Here is a 21,324-nt window from a genome sequence, read left to right on the forward strand (position 1 = left end):
AGGCGGGAACGGCGCTGCGGCACCCCGGTCACGGGGGCTTCACCGTGGTCGCGGCGTCCTCGGTGTCCTGCCCTGCCGTGGGGTCCGCGGAGCCCGTCGGTCCGCACCGCCTTCCCCGGTCACGGCATCCTCCCCGGCTGTCCCGGCTTCCCCGGAGGTCCCGGCGTCCCCGGCGTCCGAGGAGCCCCCTGCCCTGTCCGTCGCCGGTTCCTTCCCCGGTGCAGCAGGCTCCGTCGGCAGGACCGGGTCGGCGGATTCGTCCGGGCCGAAGACCCCGAGGACCATCGCGTCGGCGGAAACGAGGTCACCGGTGACGAGATCCGGGACGATCCGGGCGAGCTGTGCCCACCCGTGGTAGGAGGAGGTGAGCTGGCCGGGCGAACCGAACCGGCCGTGTGCGCGCAGCCTGGCCGCGATCGCCAGCACCATGCTGATCACCGGGGCGAGGGCCCACCGGTTGGCGGGGTTGTCGGTGTCGACGTTGTCGAGTTTGTCGAACCGCACCCGGGCGGAGGTGAACAGCTGCCGGTTGGTCTGACGGATTCTGCGCAGCAGCGCCAGGGCGGCCCGCAGCAGCTCCGGGTCTGCGAGAACCTCGTTGAGCTCGTCGCGGCGGCGGAAGGTCTCGAACACCGCGATGAGTCGGGAGTTCTCCTCCGACAGTGCCCCCGGGACCAGACCCGATCCCGCGAAGAACGCACTGAGCACCGCATCCTGCTGCGCCGGATCCAGTTGCGCGATCTGCACCGTCGTCGCGTCGATGCACGCCGTTTCCAGGGTGGCGTCCCTGCCGGATTCAACGGTGCGTGCCAGTTCCGCTCCCCCGACCGTCGTCAACCGTTTCCCGATCTCACGGCGTGCGGTCGTGTCCTCGTCGTCGGTGGCGGCCAGTTCACCGAGGATCTCCAGCGCTGCGATCCACGCCACACCCGGAGTCGGGTCAGATTCGTCGGTGCGCAGCGGTGCGTGCACCAGTCCGGAGAGAATGAACTGGGCGGGACGGTCGGTGGAGGGCACCAGTGACCGTGACATCGCACGCAGAGCCTCGCGCGGGTGGTGCGCCAGGGCGGTGCGCATCGCATGCCCGGCGGAGTCCGGGGTTCCGTCGGACAACCAGCCCGCCAGCACATCCCACAACGTGGTGAGCACGTCGATGTCGTCGGGGGCTTCGTCGGACTCCCCTGCGAGGAATGCCGAGAGCCTGGTCCAGGGCCCCCCGTCATCCGGGTGGGCGTGGCCGGGGGCGTCCGCGGTCAGGGCGGAGGGGCCGGGGGTCGCCGGGGCGTGAAGCGAGGAGAACCGGTCCCCGTTGAACAGCTGGACCCTCAGCGGTCCGGAGTTGACCAGCTCGGAGGGGAGGGTGACCCGGCCGTTGTCGAGGGTCACCGCCGTAGCGGACCTCCACGGCGCCGTGAGCTGCCACAGCCAGGCACCCGCTGGACGGTCCGGGGCTGTCTCCGGGGCCGGGCTGACGGTGAGGACGTCGTCAACGACTGTGACGGACCGTTCCACAGGCGGCCTCAGGGCCGCCAGACGCACCGAATGGGACCTGCCGTCGGCGACGAACTCCAGCTCGCAGGCGCCCTCGCGCAGCAGCGACAGGGAACCCTCCAACGGCTTCAGCGACACCGACCAGGTCACGTCGTCGACGGTGCCGAGGCGCAGGGTACGCACCGGGGCACCGTGTCGGTCGCGGACCACCAGCCGGGGGGATTCGACGGGCAGCCCGGGGCGGATCCGGAAACGTGTGGAGACGTCGACCGAGTCCGCGGAGATACTCACAGCCTCCGTGCGCCACATCGGGTCCTCCCCCGTGAGGGGGAGCTGGTAGCGCAGTCGCGGCGGTTCGACGATGAGGGGCAGGGCGTCCCCGGCGTCGGTCTCGGCGATGACCCGGACCTGCTTCTCCATCGGGCCCAGTTCCACACTCCTGGCGATGACCAGGGGTTTGTCCCCGCCGCGGAAGGTCACCGTCACCGGTGACAGTCCGGCGGCACGGGCCAGTCGCGGAGCCTCAGGTGCGTCGACGTGGAGATCTTCGACGATCGCGTACTCGTGGCGGAAGGATTCGTTGCGCGGTCCCCGCAGCCGGACAAGGTACTCGCCGACCCAGGGGGTGTCGTAGGCCTCGGGGTCGAAGACGTCGAACAGGCCGCCGTCGGCGGGCACCTCCAGGGGCTCCTCCTCGGTGACCTCCTCCCCTGTCTCCTCCGGGCCCGCCCACGAGCTCACGGACAGGAACCAGATCTCCGGCGCGCCGGAGACCGTCGGGGGGAACACCGCCTGCAGGCTGACGGAGTGCACGGGCAGTCCGCCGAGGGAACGCAGCGACGGGCAGGGCTCGTCAGGTTCGGCGAAGACGACCCGTTGACGTGGGTCGACACACCGCACCCTGCCCATCGGGGGCCGTTGCACCCCGGGCCGGTCGATGTGGAGGGACACCGCGCCCGAGAGGTCGATGTCCCGGATCACCCACCCCTGCCAGGTCTTCATCTTCCACTGCCCCAGCACCGGGAGAACACGGTCGCGTACCACGTCGACCGCGGTGGAGTCCTCGGGGCAGACCACGAGGACGCGGTCGTGGTGCAGGGAGACCCGGTCGGTGAGGTCCTTGCCACGCCGGGTGAACACCAGGACGGGGTCGTAACTGTCGACCCCCTGGACGACCCATGCGTCGTCGTGGGTGAGGTCCCGGACCCCGATCTCGCGCACGGGCCGGCGCATGGGGATGTCGAGGACGCCGGTGACCGGGCGTCCCGGAGAGTCCGAACGCCGGGTCCGGAAGCCCGTCGGGCGTCCCTCGACATCGATGTGCCACCGCACCTCGGGGGATTCGTCGGCGTCGAGGAGCACCTCGGGCAGCCGCAGGACGACCCTCTGCCGGGCCAGGTCGAGGGAGAGGCGGGGCTGGGTTTCCCGGGACCCGACACCGACCCGGTGACGGCGGGCGGTCGTGCCGGCGGGGCGTTCGGAGAGCTCCTCGACGACGTCCTCGAGGATCAGCGGCGGAACCTCCGCCACCGCCCCTGAGGTCAGACCGTGACGCCAGTGACCGGGGTGGGCTGCCGCGTACCTGACGACCCGTACGACCGGGGCGATCAGTCCGGCCGCCAGCTCCGGAAGCACCGCGCACAGGGGGCCCGCCTGCAGCGACTCCTCGGCGAGGACTGCGACCACGGCGTCTGCCTCGGCGTCCGCGTCAGTGTCCGCTGTCCCGTCGAGCCGGCGTGAGTCGATCAACTCGATGAGTTCCGGAACCCAGTCGGTGGCGATGCCGACGTGGGCGAAAAGGCGTCCCTTCTCCCCGTCCGATCCCGTCGCGGCGATGTCGACGGGGTCGAGCCCGGCGCGGGTGAGGATCCCGGCGTAGGTGTCCGGGGCGACGAGGGCGGTCCGCTCGGGGGTGGGTTCCAGCCCCAGGCCGGACCAGAATTCGGAGGCCAGTTCACTGACGTCGTTGAGCCTGGCCGCGCGGAACAGCAGGGTCGAGGCGGTCAGTGCGGGGCAGGTGGCCAGCAGCTGGCCTTCGTCTCCGCCGGCGGCGAGCTGGCGGGCGAGGAAGGTTCCGTAGAAGGTGGTGATCCGTTCGAGCTCGTCACCGGTCGTGTCGAGCCGGACGAAGATCGGCGGAGTCCCGGGAAGTTCCCCCAGCCGGCGGGTCAGGTCCAGTTCGGTACCGGAGGCCCAGGCGAGAAGGGGGTCCGACAGGTCTGCGATAGGGCTCGGTGCACTCACGACGACTCATTCTAGGGCGCGTCGGATGCGGCGACATCTGCGGGGGCGTTCTGCCCGTCTGCCCTGTTCACGGGGGTCTCGACCGGGTGCATGCGCTGGGATATGACCCTGGTCACCCCGTCTCCGCGCATGGTCACCCCGTAGAGGACGTTGGCGGTGTCCATGGTGGGCTTCTGGTGGGTGATCACGATGAGCTGTGAATCCTGCCGCAGTTCGAGGAACAATGCGATGAGCCGTCTCAGGTTCACGTCGTCGAGGGCCGCCTCCACCTCGTCCATGACGTAGAAGGGGCTGGGGCGGGCACGGAAGATCGCCACCAGCAGTGCCAGCGCGGTCAGAGACTTCTCACCACCGGACAGCAGTGACAGTCTCCTGACCTTCTTGCCCGGCGGCCTGGCCTCCACCTCGATTCCCGTGGTCAGCATGTCGTCGGGGTCTGTGAGAACCAGTCTCCCGGACCCTCCGGGGAAGAGTGTGTCGAAGACTCTGGGGAACTCCGCCTCCACGTCGGCCCAGGCGTCGGTGAACAGCTGGAGGATCGTGGAGTCCACGTCCCTGATGACCCCCTCCAGGTCTGCCCGGGCCTTCTCCACGTCGTCGAGCTGGGTGGCGAGGAAGCGGTGGCGTTCCTCCAGGGCCGCGAACTCTTCGAGGGCGAGCGGGTTGACCTTGCCGAGGGAGCGCAGTGACTTCTCCGCGGCGGCGAGCTCCCTGGCGGCGGTGTCCCTGTCGAAGTCCTCGCCCGGGGCTTCGGCGAGGAGCTGGGGTGCGGACATGCCCAGCTGTTCCATGGCGCGTTCCAGTGCCTGTTCGATGCGCAGCTGTGCCTGGCTGCGGGTGATCTCCGCCTGGTGTGCCCGTTCGTTGAGGTGGTTGAGGCGCAGGGTGAGGGTGTCGACCCGGTCGCGGCAGCGGGCGAGTGTCTCCTGCCAACGGCGGTGGGCTTCGGCGGTGCGGGTGCGCGCGTCCTCGGCTCTGCCCAGGGCGTCCCTGATCCGCAGGTCGACCCGCTGTGCCAGGGCGTGGACCACGTCGGCACGGTGGCGGGCGGCCCGTCGCCGTGAGGCGGCCTGTTCGAACCGTTGCCGGGCGGCCTGCTCCTGACGTGCCTGGCGGCGCAGCGCCTCCGCCCTGCCCCGGTGGTTTCCGGCCCGTTCCTCGGCGGTGCGCAGGGACAGACGGGCCTCCATTTCCATGGCTCGGGCCTGGGTCAGGGCCCTGGCCGTGGCATCACGTTCGGCGGTGGAGGGTTCTTCTCCGGTGTCCTGTTCCCCGACCCGGGCCAGTCGGTCGGCGACCTCGTCGGCTTCGACGTCGAGTTTCTCCCGGCGTTGCTCCGCCTCGTCGCGGGCGGCCGTTGCCCTGGCAAGGAGTCGGGCCGCCTGTTCTGCGGCGCGGGAGGACGCCTCGACCCTGCGTTTCGCCGCGGCCAGCCGGACCTCGTGGTCACGTACGGCGGCTTTGGCGGAGGCGGCGGCGGTGCGCAGTTCCTCCGCGGCCTGCCTGGCTCCCTTCAGTGAGGCCTGCAGGTCGGAGAGTTCACCGCGCACCCGGTCCGCCTCCTCGGCCGCGCCTGAGATCGCGGCGGCCAGCTCCACCGGTGCCGTGCCTCCGGAGCCGGCGGCGGTCCAGCCGGTGCCCAGCAGAACTCCGTCGCGGGTGACGACGCGGAGCCGGGGGTCGCGTTCCACCAGGTCTCTGCCGGTGGCGACCGGGTCGGCGGTGTCCACTGCGACGACGTCGACGAGCAGTGCGGTGACCGGTGCGGTGACCGCCGGGTCGATGTCGAGGTGGTCGAGGAGCCATGTGACGCCGGTGTCCGGTGCCGCAGGGACCGCCGGGGAGTCCAGACGCCACGGGCGGGTGTCGGGACCGTCCCCGGAGGTGGCGGTGACGAGCATGGTTCGTCCCCGGGCTGCGGTGACGAGGGCCCGGGTGACGGTGCCGAGCGTGGCGGTGTCGAAGATGTCCCTGCCGGCGACGAGTCCTTCAGGGAGGACGGCCGCGACCGCGGTCTCCCACCCGTTCTCCACCGTGACCTGCCCGGACAGTCGGCCGGGTTCACCGCGGCCGAGTTCCCGCACGGTCTCGACCGCCACGGCGGCACCGTCGGTGGGGCGCAGCCGGTCGCGCCACCCGTCGATGCGGGCCTCCAGGGTGGCCAGTTCTCTGTCGAGGTCGCGTTCGCGGCGGCGCAGGGACTCCACCCGGGCGTCGGCGTCCGCGGACTCTTCGGCGGCACGGGCGGCTGCACCGGCGAGCCCGTCCCCGGCGGCCTCTGTCTCGTCGAGGGCTGCCACGGCGTCGTCGAGTTCGGCCCCGGTGCTGTTGTCCATGGCGTCGCGTTGTTCGGCGACGGTCTGTTCCAGCCGGGTGATCTCCTCGTCAAGGGCGGTGCGCCGCTGGGTGAGGGAGTCCTGCTGTGCCAGGAGTCTGACGATCCCTTCTCTGCGGTCGGCGACGGCCCTAACCCGGGCGAGATGTTCCTGCTCCGCTTCGCGGGCGGCGTCGGCACGGTCCTCGACCTCCTCACGGACCTGTTCGAGCTTCTCGGTGGCGATCTCCACCTCCTCGTCGAGCAGGGCCTGCTCCTCGTCCGCTTCCGTCGCGCGGGCGAGCAGTTCCTCCGGGTCGGCGCCGGTCCAGGTGTCGACCGTGCCGTTGTCGGAGGCCCGGTCGGCGGCGATGCGCAGGGTGGCGGAGTTCTTCTCGGCGACGGTGGACAGCCTGAACCACAGGTTCTTCGCCGCCTCAGCCTCCTCCAGGGCGGTGCGCAGACCTTCCTCGGTGGTGGAGAGTTCCCCGGTGTACTCCTCGAGTTCGGCGCGGACGGCACCGGCGTCAGCGGTGAGTTCTGCAAGTTCGGCGTCCGCCTCCTGCAGTTCCCCGGTGAGACGGCGGACGGTGTCGGCGGTGAGGAGCAGCCGGTTCTCCCGGATCGTGGACTGGACCTTCTCCGCCCTGCGGGCCGCCTCCGCCTGTCGTGCCAACGGCTTGAGCTGGGTGGACAGTTCGTCGGTGAGGTCGTGGAGGCGGTCGAGGTTGCCCTGCATGGACACGAGCTTGCGCTGTGCCTTCTCCCTGCGGCGCCGGTGCTTGAGAACCCCGGCGGCCTCCTCGATGTAGGCGCGGCGTTCCTCGGGGCGGGACTCGAGGATCTGGGCCAGACGCCCCTGACCGACGATGACGTGCATCTCCCGGCCGATACCGGAGTCCGAGAGCAGTTCCTGGATGTCCATGAGCCGCGCCCGGGCACCGTTGATCTCGTACTCGGACGCCCCGTCGCGGAACATCCGCCGGGTGACGGACACCTCCGAGTAGTCGATGGGCAGGGCTCCGTCGGAGTTGTCGATGGTTAGTGTGACCTCCGCCCTGCCGAGGGGTTTACGGTCGCCCGCACCGGCGAAGATGACGTCCTCCATCTTCCCGCCGCGCAGGGTTTTCGCCCCCTGCTCCCCCATCACCCAGGCGAGTGCGTCGACCACGTTGGATTTGCCGGAACCGTTCGGACCGACGACCGCGCAGATACCCGGTTCGAACTTCAGGGTCGTGGCGGAGGCGAAAGACTTGAAACCCTTGAGGGTGAGGGACTTCAAATGCATCGGGTGACGGGGACCTTCCGGGGCGCAGGGACCGGACAGGAGGGCCGGTGGTGTGGATCAACGGATTTCGAAGTCATGGTACCCGCCGCGGGGCCGGCCCACGGCGTCCACCACGGTGTCCACCCGGCCCGGGGTTGACCCGCCGCGCAACCAGGCGGCCAGGGCGCGGGTACTGTCGGCAGGTCCTTCCGCGACGACGAGGACGCGACCGTCCGGGTAGTTCGAGGCGAAGCCGACCAGGCCGAGAGACAGGGCCGTACTCCGGGTCGCCCAGCGGAACCCCACGCCCTGGACGTGTCCGTGGACCCAGGCGGTGAGGCGCACAGCAGTCTGACCGGCAGGAGCCTGACCGGCAGGGTGCGGGGCACCGTTGTACGGGGCGTCGTGGTCCGGGTGAGTCACAGTTCCGAGCCTAGCGCCCGGGACTGCGGCCCCGCTGCCGGCCGCCGCCTCCCCCGCCGCTGACATTCCGGGCAGAAGTGGGACGACCTTCCCCCCGTCACCGTCCTTTCGATCGGGGTCCCGCACCGGTGACAGGGCAGTCCCGTACGCCCGTAGACGTGGAGGGAACGGGAGAAGTACCCGGACGCGCCGTTGACGTTGACGTAGAGATCGTCGAAGGAGGTGCCTCCGGCTTCCAGTGCCTTCAGCATTGCCCCCGCCGCGCAGTCGAGCAGGTGGACGACGTCACGTTGCCGCATTCCGGACGCCCGCCGGTGCGGGTGGATCTGCGCCGACCACAGGGCCTCGTCGGCGTAGATGTTCCCGATCCCGGAGACCACGGTCTGGTCCAGCAGCACCCGCTTGATCTCGGAACGGCGGGTCCGGATCCGCCGGGCAACCGCCGGTGTGTCGAAGCCGGGGGTCAGCGGGTCGTCGGCGATGTGCGGGACCGGATCGGTGACGCCGTACCCGGTCAGCTCCCAGCGTCCGAAGGTGCGCTGGTCGACGAAACTCAGTTCCAGGACGGACCCGTCGGCCGTCACCAGGCGGGAGCGGATACGCAGGTGGGGCGAGGTCACCTGACCGGGGGCGCCCAGGAGCATCTGGCCCGACATGCCCAGGTGCACGAGAAGGCAGCGGGTGTGGCCGGGGCGCCCCAGTTCCGCCCACAGGTACTTTCCCCGGCGGTGCAGGGCGACCACCAGGGCATTCTCCAGTCCCTGCTCCAGTGCGGCCGCCCCGCCGGGCTGGCCCCGGACGGCGCGCGGGTGCAGCACGGTGGTTCCGATGAACACCGCGCCGGTGAGATGTTCGGCCAGTCCGCGGCGCACCACCTCAACTTCGGGCAGTTCAGGCACCGGTCAGCTCACCCCGGCGGTGACGGGGACGCCGCCGGCGCCCGGAGCTGCCGGTCTCCGGTTCAGTGGTCGAGGCCACTGAAGTACCGGTAGGCGGCACGGGCGGCATGGTGCTCAGCCTCTTTCTTCGTGTGACCGGAGCCGGTTCCACGGACTTCCCCGTCGACTGTCACCGTGGCGTTGAACGTCTGGTCGTGGTCGGGTCCCTGCGCTGTGGCCTCGTACACGGGTTCCGCGTGGAGCTGCAGATCGGACAGCTTTTCCAGCAGCACAGTCTTCCAGTCCATCGTCAGTCCGGTCGACGGTGCTGTGGTGATCCTGCGTTCGAAGATTCTCAGGACGGTGGACCTGGCGACATCGAAGCCGTGTTCCAGGTAGATGGCTCCGAGCATCGCCTCGACGGAGTCGGCGATGATGGAGTTCTTGTCCGATCCGCCGGTGAGCATCTCACCACGTCCGAGGATGAGGTGGTCCCCCATCCCCAGTTCCCTGGCGACGTCGGCCAGGGCGTACATGTTCACGACACCCGCGCGCATCTTGGAGATATCCGATTCCGAACGGTCCGGGAACTGGCGGTAGAGCTGCTCTGCGACGGACAGTCCGAGGACGGCGTCACCGAGGAACTCGAGGCGTTCATTGTTGGGCAGGTTCCCGTTCTCGTTGGCGAAGGAACGGTGTGTCAGTGCCAGCCGGAGCATGTCGTCGGACAGCTCGACGCCCCACGCCCGGAGCAACGGGGTGTGGTCGATCCGTCCGTACGCGGCATTGAGTGCAGCCTCACCGGTGAGGCGACGTCGTCTCGACATCAGGCGTCATTCCTTCTGTCCCTGGCTTCGCCGGCGCCCTCGGCACCCGCACCTTCCCCGTCATCGGTGAGGTCGCCCGCCAGTTCGGCCAGTCCCGCCCACCGGGGATCGGGCGCGGCATCGTCGCCACCGGAAACACCGTCCGGGGCGGGGGTGTCGCCGGCGCATTCACGCCCGTAGTCACCGCACACCGGGCTGAAGGGAAGGGTCAGCCCCGCTTCGTCGAGGACGAGCTGGGTGATGTCGACCATGTCGTCGTCGACCATGAGGGGTTCGAAGTCATCGTCGTCGTCACCTGCCTCCGCACCTGACACACCGTCGCGGGTGATGAAGTCCGGGGTGGTCCCGAAGACGTCACTGACATGCACCGAAAAAGGTTCGTCAAGGTCGGCGAGGCAGCGGGAGCACTGGCCGGTGGCCCTGGCGTACACGGTCGCGTCCACCAGGAGCGACTCACCGAGGTTGGAGACGTCGGCGACGACCTCCACGGGGGTCCCCTCCTCCACGCCGAGCATCTCACCGCCGAGCCGGACCGGTGACGGCCCGGTGGCGGTCAGGTGCTGGGGCAGGCCGGTGGCACGGAGTGCCTCACGGACTTCGAGCTGGAACGGATCTGTAGTCACCCCGTCATTCTTACCCTTGACCCGTAGCGCGGGCTAATCACCGTGGGCCCCGGCGTGCCGCCGTCTCAGAGGCGGGATCCGCGTTCCCCCCGGGGCTCGGCGTCACCGCGACCGTCACCCCATCCGTCGGCCCTGCCGTCACGGGGTTCACGGGGGTACCGGTTCCCTGAGACTCCGGCCCCCTTGCGCAGGGCGGAACGGTCCCTGGACACTGTCCGCAGTGAACCGTTGAGGGACTCCTCGAACTGCGCGAGAGTGCTGTCGACGTACTGGTCGCATTCCCGCCGCAGTCGGTCAGAGTCGGCGTGGGCGGACTCGATGATGCGCCGCGCCTCGGCGTCCGCCTCCCTCACGACCTCAGACTCACTGACCAGCCGGCGCTGTTCGGCGATCCCCTCGTTGACCGCCCGGTCGTAGAGGTTGTTCCCCTCCTCGATCAACCGAGCCTTCTCCGCATCCGCCCTGGAGGTGGTCTCCTGGTACTCCCGGCGCGCGTCCTCCTCCAGACGCACCGCCTCCGCCTCAGCACGGGCGACGGTGCTCTGGGCCCGCTCCTCGGCGTCGGCGATCATGTCCTCGGCACGCTGACGGGCCTCGTCGAGGATCCGGTCACGCTCCGCTTCAGCCTCGGCGACCAGTGCGGACGCCTTGTCCTCCGCCTCCGACAGGATGGCGTCCTCCCGGTCCAGCACGTCCTGGGCATCGTCCAGGTCGCCGGGGATGGAGTTACGGATCATGTCAAGAAGCTCCGCGGCTTCGCCCCGGGGGACCATGCAGTTCGCTGTCATGGGGACGCCGTAGGCGCGCTCCACCATATTCTGGAGCTGGTCAATGCCCTCGAAAGTCTTGTACATGACTGCCAGCATGCCAGAAAACTGCCCCGCGACCACGCTGTGACACGCTCTGTTGTCCGGCTCATCGGGGCTCATCGCCCGGGCGCGCTCACCGGCCGGCGTACTTCTCCCTCACCGCTGCAGCGACACTGTCCGGCAGCAGTCCCCGGACATCACCTCCGTACCTGGCAACCTCCTTGCAGATCGTCGAGGAGACGTACCCGTACTCCGGATTCGTCAGGAGGAAGAAGGTCTCCACCCCGGTGAGACGCTGGTTCATCTGCGCCATAGGCAGTTCGTACTCGTAGTCGAGGGAACTGCGCAGACCCTTGACCATCGCGGGGATCCCGTGTCCGTCCAGGTAGTCGACCAGGAGACTGTCCCAGGTGTCCACGGTGATCCTGGACGTCTCCGGCCGGCCGGTGGCGTCCAGGGCGTCACGGATCAGGGCCATCCGCTCCTCGGCGGTGAACAGTCCGGACTTGTTCGGGTTGTAGGTCACGAGGACGGTGACTTCGTCGAACATCCTCGCGGCCCTGGTGAAAATGTCCAGGTGGCCGTTGGTGACAGGGTCGAAGGATCCGGGGCAGCAGACTCGCATGCCCACAGTCTAGGTCCTCATCTCCTGCCGTCGCCTCACGCCGCGGGCCCCCGCCAGATGGCCATGTCCATCCTGGCGATGCCGAAGGTGCGTTTCTTCAGCTTCTGACCGGTGGTCTCGAAACCTTCCGGCCAGTCCACCTCCGCAGAGTCGACGTGACGTTCCACCACGACCACGGCGTCCTTCCGGAGCACCGGGACCAGGGCACGGACCATCTCGTCGACGGCGGTGTCACTGAGATCGTAGGGGGGGTCGGCAAGCACCATCGTGTAGTGGTCGCGGGCCGCTCCGGCCAGGAATGCGGAGGCCCTGGACTCGACCACCCTGACGGCAGGATGGCCCACCACCTCGGCATTGGCGCGGGCAGTCTCGCACGCCCTGTGGTTGTCGTCGACGAGGGTGACCTCCGCCGCGCCACGGGACGCCGCCTCCAGTCCCAGTGCACCTGTACCTGCGAACAGGTCCAGGACGATCTCACCGTCGAAGCCGAAACGGACCTGCAGGGACGAGAACAGTCCTTCCCTGGCCCTGTCGGAGGTCGGACGGGTGCCCTCGGGCGGGACCTTCAGTTTCCTGCCTCTGGCTGATCCCGAGATGATGCGGGTCACAGCTCTGCCCCGCCGGTCCGGTCCCGGGTGTCGGGAAGCTCGTCGAGGTGCAGGAGCAGGTCTCCTCCGGCCACGGCGCTGAAGTTCTCCGCGGCGTCCCGGCGCACCACCCCGGGCCCGGGTGCGGCGACGGGGGCCTCGATCTTCACGGCCTCGACGACGGCGAGATGCTCTCCGGCGGCGACGGACTGCCCGTCCACCACCTCGAACCTGACATGCCCGGCGAACGGAGCGAAGATATCCATGCCTGGCAGTGTAGTAGGGCTGTGACATGCCCGGGCCACGTGACCGGCGGAGCTGTGTCCGGAGCAGCGGGGACGCCCTCCCGCCGCGCTGTCAGCTGCGTTCGATGTACTCCTGGTCGTCGTCGGCGATGTCTGCGACGAGGGCCCGGGACAGGTCCGTGTCATATTCCACGAGAGCTGCGGCGTACCGACGGGCCTCGTCGACGATGTCCGCGTCGTCTGCCAGGGACAACAGGGTCACCCTGCGGGCCCGGGACCCGGACTGGGTCTCCCCGAGCACATCCCCCTCGGTCCTGGTCCGCAGGTCAAGTTCAGCCAGCTCGAATCCGTCACCTGTCCGGGCGACGGCCTCCAGCCGACCGTATGACGGTTCCCCCTCCTGCACCCCGGTACACAGGAAACACCAGGAGTCCGCTGCCCCGCGACCGACCCGGCCACGCAACTGGTGCAGCTGTGAGACGCCGAAGTTCTCGGCGTCCATCACCGCCGTCACCGTGGCTTCGGGGACGTCGAGTCCGACCTCGATGACGGTCGTGGCGACCAGCACGTCGAGCTCACCGTGGGCGAACGCCTCCATCACCTGGTTCTTGTCCCCGGTTCTGCCGTGCAGGCGGCCGATCCTCAGTCCGGACAGCGGACCGGACTCCAGACGGGACGCCACATCGTCGACACCTCCCTCACCGTCGATCCGGGGAACGACCACATAGGCACGGCGACCGGCGGCGACCTGCTCACGGATGACCTCGAAGACCCGCTGCACCCACCGTGGTCTCGAGGTGGGGACCACGAAACTGTGCACGGTCCCGCGACCGGCCGGAGCGCCGGTGAGGGTGCAGACCGACAGGTCACCGAACACGGTCATGGCCACAGTACGGGGAATGGGGGTGGCGGTCATCACCAGCAGGTGCGGTGTCCTGTCCACCGGTGCCCTCTCCCTGAGCCGGTCACGCTGGCGGACGCCGAAGCGGTGCTGCTCGTCGACCACCACCAGTCCCAGGTCGAAGAACTCGACCGAGTCCTGGATGATGGCGTGGGTTCCGACGACAATGTCCGCGGTACCGGAGACGGTGTCGAGCAGGGCACTCCGACGTTCGGCCGCGGACATCGACCCGGTCAGCAGAGTCACCGTCACCCCGAGTCCGTCGAGCAGCCCGGTGAGGGTGTCCGCGTGCTGTGAGGCGAGGACCTCCGTGGGAGCGAGGAAGGCACACTGCAGACCTGAGTCCACGACCCTCAGCATCGCCAGCAGCGCCACCACCGTCTTTCCGGATCCGACGTCGCCCTGCAGCAGCATGCTCATCGGGGTTGTCGCCCCGTCGCCTCCGGCGGCGTCAGCGGCGTCTGCGTCGGCACCGCTGTCCGGCCCCATGGCCCTGCCGATGGTCTCCAGCGCCGCCTTCTGGGTGTCGGTGAGTTCATAGGGGAGGTTCGCTGTCAGAGCCGCATAACGCGAGTCTGCGGTGACCGGCACCACGGACGGCGCGGACCTCGCCGTGGACTCGGACCTCCTCAGCGCCATGACGATCTGGAGTCCCAGAGCTTCGTTGAACTTCAGACGGGTGCGGGCCTCCTCCGGCCCCTCCTCCGGAGGCTGGTGGACCTCGTGGAGGGCCCTGCTGAAACTGATGAGGGGCCGCCCCCGGAGACGGGGCCACTCCGGTGCCCCGGGATGGTCGGGCAGCATCTCGGACGGTTCCCCCGTCGCGGCGAGCACCCGGTCCATCACTGCGGTGACCTCGGCGGTGGTGGTCCCCGGCCGACGTCGGTACATCGGCAGCCAGGGCCGGGACAGCAGTTTCTGGGCCGCTCTCATCCCCCCGGCGACCTCGACGACGGTGGCGAGGGGACCGTAGGCCCCGAACGCGGCCTCATGCTCCTCCGGGGTACGCCGGGCACCGCCCTGCGGGGGCGCAGGCTGGAGGGTGATGTAGGAGGGGTTCTTCAGCTGCCACTGGTCCCGCCAGACGCCGAGTGTTCCGGAGAGCATGAGCTTCGCCCCGGCGGCGACGAAGGGCACGTGCATGCGCACATTGCCGAACAGGGCCGAGGAGAAGACCGTGTCCCCCACCCGGAAGGTGAACGAGAGGATTTCCCGGGGTCCCCGGCGTCCCCGGTTGTCCTGGACGTGTGCCCCCGTCACTTCGGCGAGGCAGGTGAACCTGTCACCCTCCCCCGGGGCGTCCGGTCCGTCATCCGTGAAAGCGCCGGTACCGCTGCTGTGGACGTAGGAGACGGGGAAGTTCATCAGGGCCTGTCCCATGGTGGCCAGCCCGGGCCGGCCCGCCAGGGCCCTGGCCCTTTCGGGTGGAATGACCAGGCTCAGTGGCCGGGGATCGTCCCAGCCCAGCATCTACTCCACCCCCACCTGGGCGTCGACAGGCAGACCCGGCACGGTGACGACGTGGACCTCGGCGTCCGGGTGTGCTTCGCGGACCGCCCCGGCGACCGCGTCGCCGATCCCGGGACCGCATTCGGCACGGCAGAGAACCGTGACCAGTTCCCCGCCGTCGGCGAGCAGGGCATTGACCGCCGCAGCGACCGCCTCCACGACGTCCACCACGTCCACCACGGGGTCCTGACCGGTCTGCTGCCCCGCCGGCGGCACGGTCACGTCAGTCCACCGCTGCCCGTGCACGGCGTCCGCCATGTCCTCGGCGTCGTCGTCAGGGTCCGCTCCCGGACTGTGCACCGCCAGTGCGGCGAGCCCTCCGACGAAACTGCCGGTGTCCACCACAGTGACCTCCCGGCCGAACTCCCTGCCGACCCGGTCAAGTCCGGCGAACACCTCAGCGGTGTCCTGACCGTTGGTCAGCACGATCCCTGGTCCGGGCAGTGCACCGAGCGCCTCGGCGAGCGACTCCGAGGTGTCGCACACCTCCGCGCCGGCGCCACGGAAGAGATCGGCCAGCCCGCCGGTGGCGGCACCGGCAGGAAGGAGGGCGATGACCGGGGAGACGGGTCGGACGCCACGGGCCGCAGGCTGTTCGGGCAGCGCCTCGACGCGCAGTCCGGTGACACTGCCCAGGGCGAAGATCCGCTCGATGAGCTGACCCGGGTGACGGGTGTGGACGTGGGCACGGTGCGCGTCAGCGCCGTCACCGACGACCACCACGCTGTCTCCGAGTTCTCCGAGGGCGGTACGCAGGGCCGCCGCGTCACCCCGGAACGTGAAGACCAGTTCGAGGTGGGGTTCGCTGCCTGCACCGTGGGACGGGTCGGCGGGCCCGGTCCCGACGGACCCCCGGAAACTCCCGGTACCGCCTGCTGCGCCCGTTTCTGTGCCTGTTTCCGTGCCTGTTTCTGTACCTGTTTCTGTACCTGTTTCCAGGGCGTCGACCAGTGCCTGGAGGATCACGACGAGGCCACGTCCGCCGGCGTCGACGACTCCTGCCTCACCAAGGACGTCAAGCTGTCCGGTGGTCTGTTCCAGGGCGGTGACGGCCGCGTCACGCGCGGCGGTGACGACTGTGCCCAGAGAAGCCTCCGGGTCAGCGTCGACGACCGCCTGCGCACCGTCACCGGCCTGCCGCAGCACAGTCAGGATCGTCCCTTCCACAGGGTGCGACAGCGCGTCGGTGACCAGCTTCCCTGCCCTGGAGAGCATCACCGGGACCGCCCTGGCCGACAGGTCACCGGTGGCCGACATGGCGGCGGTGTCCGCGACGGCCCGGAGAATCTGGCTGAGCACCATGCCGGAATTTCCCCTGGCCCCGGTAACGGCGCCGGCGGCCAGAGCGGCGGCTGTCTCCGCGGCGTCGGCGTCACCGGTGGAACCGGCGGAACCGGCGGAACCGGTGGCGTCCTCCAGCCGGGCGACGGCACATTCCATGGTGGCGGTCATGTTCGTGCCGGTGTCGGAGTCCGGGATGGGGAACACGTTGAGCCGGTTGATCTCGTCACGGTGACGCCGCAGTCCCGCGAGCGCCCTGACTGCCCAGGACCTGAGGTAGGGCCCCGTGAGTGCGGTGGTCACCGGACCACCTCCTGGTCCGCCAGCGACCAGTCCACCGGTTCCGCCCCCTGGGCGACGAGGATACCGTTGGCCCGGGTGAACGGACGGGAGCCGAAGAAACCGCGGTAGGCGGACAGGGGTGAAGGGTGGGCGGAGAGCACGCACCGGTCCCGGCCCACCGTGCCGGCCACCTCCCCTGCCTGACGCCCCCAGAGAACCGCGGCGAGAGGCCGGGTGGACAGGTGTTCCACCACTGCCCCGGTGATCTCCTCCCAGCCGGTGCCGCGGTGGCTCGCCGGGGATCCGGCACGCACGGTCAGGACCCTGTTCAACAGCATCACCCCGTGGCGTGTCCAGGGGCTGAGGTCGGCGGACGCAGGCCGGGGCAGTCCCAGGTCCGACTCATACTCGGTGTAGATGTTCTGCAGGGACTTCGGCAGTGGCACAGTGGTCGCCGCCGAGGAGAAGGACAGTCCCACGGCATGCCCGGGGGTCGGGTACGGGTCCTGGCCGAGGATCAGCACGCGAGTCTCCTCCGCCGGCCGGGACAGGGCCCGGAAGATGTTCTCCGGGGCGGGCAGGACCGGTTCGCCGGCGATGATGCGCCCGGCTGTGTTCTCCGCGGCCGTCGGCAGGTCTGCCCCGGCATCGTCGAGGATATTGCGCCACGACGGGTGGACGGTCGCGAGAATCCGCCCGGCCAGCGCATTCACCGGGTCCACGGAGGTCGCCTCAGGGTTCACAGTGAATCCCACCCGGCCGTGTACACCGGACGTTGACCGTCGACTGTCACCGGCTCGCCCTCGCCGGCCTCACGGATCTCCCCGATGACCCGGTAGCCTGCCGGCGGTTCCCTGTCGGTGGTCCCCAGCAGGGTGTGGTCCTCCCCTCCGGTGAGCACCCATTCCCAGGGGTCACCACCGGTCACCTCGGCCGCGTAGTACAGCTGCGCGTCCGGGGTCAGGGAGGCTCCGTCGAGGTCGACGTGGACCCCTGACCTGTGTGCCAGGGTGGTCAGGTCATGGACCAGCCCGTCGGAGTTGTCGGTCATCGCGGACATTCCCGCCGCCCGTGCCACGGTGCCCCTGCCGACGATGAGCCGGGGCGCGCAGTGGCCGGAGACGAGATCCCGGAGCACCGGGTCGTCCGGTACCGCCTCCCGTGATCCGAAGTACTCCAGCAGTGCCAGACCGGCAGCGGAGTGCCCTATCACCCCGGAGGCGACGACGGTGTGGCCGGGGCGTGCGGCATCGACGGTCAGCGCGGGGTCCGGACCGGTGAGGACGCCGATCGCTGTGACGGCGACAATGAGCTGGCGGGAGGTCACCACGTCCCCTCCGACCAGTTCGACCCCCCATGGTGCAGCGGTGGCCGACATCCCGCGGGCGATACCGGTCACCACACTGACGGGAAGGTCCCCCGGCGCGGAGAGGGACATCAGTACCGCTGTGGGGCGACCTCCCATCGCCTGGATGTCGGCGAAGTTCTGGGTCACCGCCTTGGCACCGACCTCGAAGGGGGTCGACCAGTCCAGCCGGAAGTGTTCCCCGTCGACGAGGACGTCCGTGGTGGCGACATGCCGGGAGTTCGGGGGCACGGGGTCGAGGACCGCGGCGTCGTCACCGTTGACCTCACTGGGGGCGGCGGCCCGGATCGCGGCGATCGTCGCAGCCTCCCCGACCTCGGAGACGGTCGGGTCCCCTGACGTGTGTCCACCGTAGTTCGTGGCCATCAGCACCTTCAATCGTCGTCCGTCCGGTCCTGCCCCGGCACACCCTGCCCCGGGGAGGGGCGGGCGGCCACGGCGCCCGTATGATCGGGGCCATGGCAGAGCAGCGTTCCGGTTCCCCGGAAGTCACCGATCAGGGTAGCAGCACCTCCGGACAGCGCCGCACCACCACCGTGCTCGCACTGGTCCTCGCCGTCGTCTTCGCCGCCGCAGTTCTCGGTGGCGCGAAGATCCTCGTGGACCGCAATGTCTACACCCCGGTGTCCATGGGACCTGTCGACGCCCCGGAGGCGGAGTCGGAGACCTGTGCGGCGGTTGTCGCGGCCCTGCCCGACCGTACCGGTGACTACCGTTCCGTGGATCTCACCGACCCCGCCCCCGCCGGAGCGGCAGCGTACCGCAGTTCCGGCGGCGACGAGCTCACGGTCCGCTGCGGAGTCTCCGTGCCCACCCAGTTCACCGAGATCAGTGAACTGGTCTCCCACGGCGGCACCGACTGGCTGCGGATCGACGACGCGACCCGGGGTTCGGACCTGTCCACCTGGTACTCCCTGGGGGGCAGCCCGGTCGTCGCGGTCACCGGGAGCACCGGGCCGGACACCCCGCTGGACAAGGTGATCGACATGGACGGTATCGGCTCCGCGGTATCCTCCCACACGGACGGCCCCGCACCGGTCGCCGGCGATGTCCCCCTGACCGGACTGTCGGCCGGGGACGCCGGAGGAGCCGGGGACGCCGCCTGCGCCGCTTTCGCCGGAGAACTTCCCGAGACTCTCGGCGAGTACGGCAGGATCACCTCGACCACGGTCGACGGCGAAGGCACGACCGCGGGAACTGCACTGGACTCCCTGGCAGGCTCCGGTTCCCTGGCGGTGTGGACCGCGCCGGGCCGGGAGCCTGTGGTCGTGCGCTGCGGGGTCGCACTGCCCGGGTCCTACCGGGCCGGGGCCCAGCTCACGCAGGTTGACGAGGTGCCCTGGTTCGAGGACACGGCGCTGGGCAACGGCTCCACGGCGGGTGTCTGGTACGCGCTGGGGTATGCCGGCACCGTGGCGGTGTCCCTGCCCCTGGACGCCGGGGATGTCGTCCTCCCGGTGCTCAGCGGCGTCATCGCCGGTTCAATGGAGAAGACCGGAAGCTGATCCGGTCCGGACCCGGGAGGTGGTCCCGGTCATTTCCGGGCGAAGGCCCTGGCGATGAGGATGTCGAGCAGTTCCGTGTAGCTGACCCCGGTGGCCTCGAACATCTTCGGGTACATGCTGATGGGGGTGAATCCGGGCATGGTGTTCGGTTCGTTGAGCACCGGCCCGTCGGCGGTGACGAAGAAGTCGACCCGCGCCAGTCCTTCGCAGTCCAGTGCCCGGAACGTCTCCACCGCCCAGCGCCGTACCGCATCCACCTGCCCGTCGGGCAGGGGTGCGGGGATCTCATAGGTGATGATGTCGTCGAGGTACTTCGTGTCGAAGCCGTAGAACCCTTCGGGTCCGTCCTCGGTCCCCTTCAGCAGTGACGGCAGGGAGGCGTGGACGGTGCCGTCCGGGTACTGGAGGACGCCGCACTCCACCTCCACCCCGTGGAGCATGGCCTCGACGAGGATCTTGGAGTCGTGGGAGAACGCCAGGTCCTCCGCCGCCGCCAGGTCCGCCCAGTCACTGACTTTCGAGATTCCCACGGAGGATCCTCCGCGGGCGGGTTTGACGAAGACCGGAAGGCCGAGCTTCTCCTTCTCCGCGTCGGTGAGGTCACGCGGTTCGGTGAGAACCACCTCATCGCCGACGGGCACTCCGGCGGCCCGGGCGATGAGTTTGGTGTACTGCTTGTCCATGCACGCCGCCGAGGCGAGGACGCCGTTGCCCACGTAGGGCACGCCCGCCAGTTCGAGCAGTCCCTGGACGGTGCCGTCCTCACCGTTGCGTCCGTGGAGGACGGGGAAGACGACGTCGACCTCTGCGTAGAGGGATCCGTCACCGAATCGGAACTGGCCCCGCCCCTCGGACGTGGTGCCCGGGACGAGGGTGACCCCCCGGGACATTTTCACGGTGGGGAGGTCCCGACCGTGGGCGGACAGGGCGTCGCTGTCCGTCGTCCCTCTGACCCAGTGCCCGTCCTGGGTGATGCCGACGGGGACCACCTCGTAACGGTCGGGGTCGAGTCGGCTCATCACCGCTGCCGCGGACAGGCAGGAGATGCTGTGTTCGGAGTTCCGGCCTCCGTAGAGGACGGCAACGACGGTTCGGGGCGCGGGAGGTGTCGGTTCAGTGATGGTCACCCCGGTCAGTCTACCGGGGTGTCATTCCGCTTTCCTGGTGCGGCCCAGTAGTGAACGTACCGCGCCGGTCACGCTGCCGCCGTGGTGGCAGACGTCGACGACGGCGTCGGTGATGGGCATGTCCACCGAGTTTTCCCGGGCGATCTCGGAGACGGCGATCGATGAGACGACCCCTTCGGCGACCTGTCCGTGGGTCGCCTCCCTGGCCTGGTCGAGGCTCTCTCCGCGGCCGAGCCGTTCCCCGAAACTGCGGTTGCGGGACAGTGGTGAATTGCAGGTGGCCACGAGGTCTCCGAGTCCGGCGAGCCCGGACATGGTCCTCTCGGATCCGCCGAGGGCCACGGCGAGCCTGGTGATCTCCGCCAGTCCCCTGGTGATCAGCGTTGCGTTGGAGTTGTGGCCGAGGCCCATCCCGACCCCCATACCGCAGGCGAGGGCGATGATGTTCTTGCAGGCACCGGCGATCTCGCAGCCGATGACGTCGTCGTTGGTGTACGGCCTGAAGTAGGGTGCGGCCGTGGCTTCCTGGACTGCGACGGCCCGCTCCGCGTCGGTGCAGGCGACGACGGTGGCGGCGGGTTGACTGCCCGCGATCTCGTAGGCGAGGTTGGGTCCCGACAGGACCGCGACACGCGATTCGGGGATGTCGGCGACCTCGGCGATGACCTGGCTCATCCGGCGTCTGCTGTGGTGTTCGATGCCTTTGGTGAGGCTGACGACCGTGGCGTCCTCCCCGATCCTCTCCCGCCAAGCCGCGAGATTGGTCCGCATGGTCTGGGACGGCACCCCGAGGAAGACGATGCCGGCACCGTCGAGGGCCGCGGCGGGGTCGGTCGTGGCAGTGAGCCCCTCGGGCAGGATGATCTCGCGCAGGTAGGTGCTGTTGGTGTGACGGTCGTTGATCTCCGTGGCGATCTCCGCCCTGCGGGCCCACAGGGTCACGTCCCCGCCCGCGTCAGCGCACACTTTCGCCACCGTGGTCCCCCACGATCCTGCCCCCATCACCGCGACCTTCGCCAT

The 21,324-nt window shown here is 69.6% G+C and carries 17 protein-coding genes; 1 reads left to right on the top strand and 16 read right to left on the bottom strand.

The genetic code is table 11. From position 1 onward, the window contains the following. Window positions 1-39: 39 nt before the first annotated feature. The 14 genes from E0E18_RS03385 to E0E18_RS03450 form a co-directional block, all read right to left on the bottom strand. Entirely contained in the window at window positions 40-3,735 is a 3,696-nt protein-coding gene (locus E0E18_RS03385; protein WP_130839339.1) for a hypothetical protein, read from the bottom strand. Window positions 3,736-3,746: 11 nt separating this feature from the next. Beyond that, entirely contained in the window at window positions 3,747-7,337 is a 3,591-nt protein-coding gene (gene smc, locus E0E18_RS03390) for a chromosome segregation protein SMC (protein ID WP_130839340.1), read from the bottom strand. A 57-nt stretch (window positions 7,338-7,394) separates the two neighbouring features. Next, a complete protein-coding gene (locus E0E18_RS14130) occupies window positions 7,395-7,661 on the bottom strand; it encodes an acylphosphatase (protein ID WP_066585687.1) in 267 nt (88 codons plus the stop codon). Window positions 7,662-7,735: 74 nt separating this feature from the next. Next, window positions 7,736-8,638: a bifunctional DNA-formamidopyrimidine glycosylase/DNA-(apurinic or apyrimidinic site) lyase gene (gene mutM / locus E0E18_RS03400; RefSeq protein WP_130839342.1), complete on the bottom strand. Its 903-nt coding sequence runs from the start codon at window positions 8,636-8,638 to the stop codon at window positions 7,736-7,738. Window positions 8,639-8,700: 62 nt separating this feature from the next. Then, window positions 8,701-9,444: a ribonuclease III gene (gene rnc, locus E0E18_RS03405; RefSeq protein WP_066583017.1), complete on the bottom strand. Its 744-nt coding sequence runs from the start codon at window positions 9,442-9,444 to the stop codon at window positions 8,701-8,703. Then, window positions 9,444-10,067 carry a YceD family protein gene (locus E0E18_RS03410; protein ID WP_237559615.1) on the bottom strand — a complete coding sequence of 208 codons (624 nt, stop codon included), beginning with the start codon at window positions 10,065-10,067 and terminating at the stop codon, window positions 9,444-9,446. The genes rnc and E0E18_RS03410 overlap by 1 nt, the downstream gene beginning before the upstream one ends. Before the next feature lie 65 nt (window positions 10,068-10,132). Next, window positions 10,133-10,921, bottom strand: coding sequence for a DivIVA domain-containing protein (locus E0E18_RS03415; RefSeq protein ID WP_261796791.1), 789 nt, complete (start codon window positions 10,919-10,921; stop codon window positions 10,133-10,135). 88 nt (window positions 10,922-11,009) lie between these two features. After that, window positions 11,010-11,501 (bottom strand): pantetheine-phosphate adenylyltransferase, encoded by a 492-nt coding sequence (gene coaD, locus E0E18_RS03420; protein ID WP_066583019.1) that lies wholly within the window; start codon window positions 11,499-11,501, stop codon window positions 11,010-11,012. A gap of 35 nt (window positions 11,502-11,536) precedes the next feature. Further along, a complete protein-coding gene (locus E0E18_RS03425; RefSeq protein ID WP_066583020.1) occupies window positions 11,537-12,109 on the bottom strand; it encodes an RsmD family RNA methyltransferase in 573 nt (190 codons plus the stop codon). Then, entirely contained in the window at window positions 12,106-12,354 is a 249-nt protein-coding gene (locus E0E18_RS03430; RefSeq protein ID WP_066583021.1) for an acyl-CoA carboxylase biotin carboxyl carrier protein subunit, read from the bottom strand. The genes E0E18_RS03425 and E0E18_RS03430 overlap by 4 nt, the downstream gene beginning before the upstream one ends. A gap of 91 nt (window positions 12,355-12,445) precedes the next feature. Then, entirely contained in the window at window positions 12,446-14,704 is a 2,259-nt protein-coding gene (locus E0E18_RS03435) for an ATP-dependent DNA helicase RecG (RefSeq protein WP_130839343.1), read from the bottom strand. Then, window positions 14,705-16,327 carry a DAK2 domain-containing protein gene (locus E0E18_RS03440; RefSeq protein WP_066583024.1) on the bottom strand — a complete coding sequence of 541 codons (1,623 nt, stop codon included), beginning with the start codon at window positions 16,325-16,327 and terminating at the stop codon, window positions 14,705-14,707. It abuts the gene before it with no gap. Continuing rightward, window positions 16,324-17,061 carry a uracil-DNA glycosylase gene (locus E0E18_RS03445; RefSeq protein ID WP_078057008.1) on the bottom strand — a complete coding sequence of 246 codons (738 nt, stop codon included), beginning with the start codon at window positions 17,059-17,061 and terminating at the stop codon, window positions 16,324-16,326. Before E0E18_RS03445 ends, E0E18_RS03440 begins: the two co-directional genes overlap by 4 nt. Next, window positions 17,046-18,038 (bottom strand): thiamine-phosphate kinase, encoded by a 993-nt coding sequence (locus tag E0E18_RS03450; RefSeq protein ID WP_066585693.1) that lies wholly within the window; start codon window positions 18,036-18,038, stop codon window positions 17,046-17,048. Before E0E18_RS03450 ends, E0E18_RS03445 begins: the two co-directional genes overlap by 16 nt. Window positions 18,039-18,130: 92 nt before the next feature. On the opposite strand from E0E18_RS03450, the gene E0E18_RS03455 reads away from it, so the two are divergent. After that, the gene (locus tag E0E18_RS03455) at window positions 18,131-19,177 is read left to right on the top strand and encodes a DUF3515 domain-containing protein (protein ID WP_227871219.1); all 1,047 of its coding nucleotides are present in this window, start codon (window positions 18,131-18,133) and stop codon (window positions 19,175-19,177) included. Window positions 19,178-19,206: 29 nt separating this feature from the next. Here the strand turns inward: E0E18_RS03455 and E0E18_RS03460 are convergent, their stop codons facing one another. Both E0E18_RS03460 and E0E18_RS03465 read right to left on the bottom strand, forming a co-directional pair. Beyond that, window positions 19,207-20,304 (bottom strand): D-alanine--D-alanine ligase family protein, encoded by a 1,098-nt coding sequence (locus E0E18_RS03460; RefSeq protein WP_078057010.1) that lies wholly within the window; start codon window positions 20,302-20,304, stop codon window positions 19,207-19,209. A gap of 21 nt (window positions 20,305-20,325) precedes the next feature. Beyond that, complete coding sequence (locus E0E18_RS03465; protein ID WP_066585699.1) at window positions 20,326-21,324, bottom strand: NAD(P)H-dependent glycerol-3-phosphate dehydrogenase; 999 nt, start codon at window positions 21,322-21,324, stop codon at window positions 20,326-20,328.

Origin of the sequence: Corynebacterium neomassiliense, from assembly GCF_900626215.1 — a bacterium.
In the GTDB taxonomy this organism is placed as follows: domain Bacteria; phylum Actinomycetota; class Actinomycetes; order Mycobacteriales; family Mycobacteriaceae; genus Corynebacterium; species Corynebacterium neomassiliense.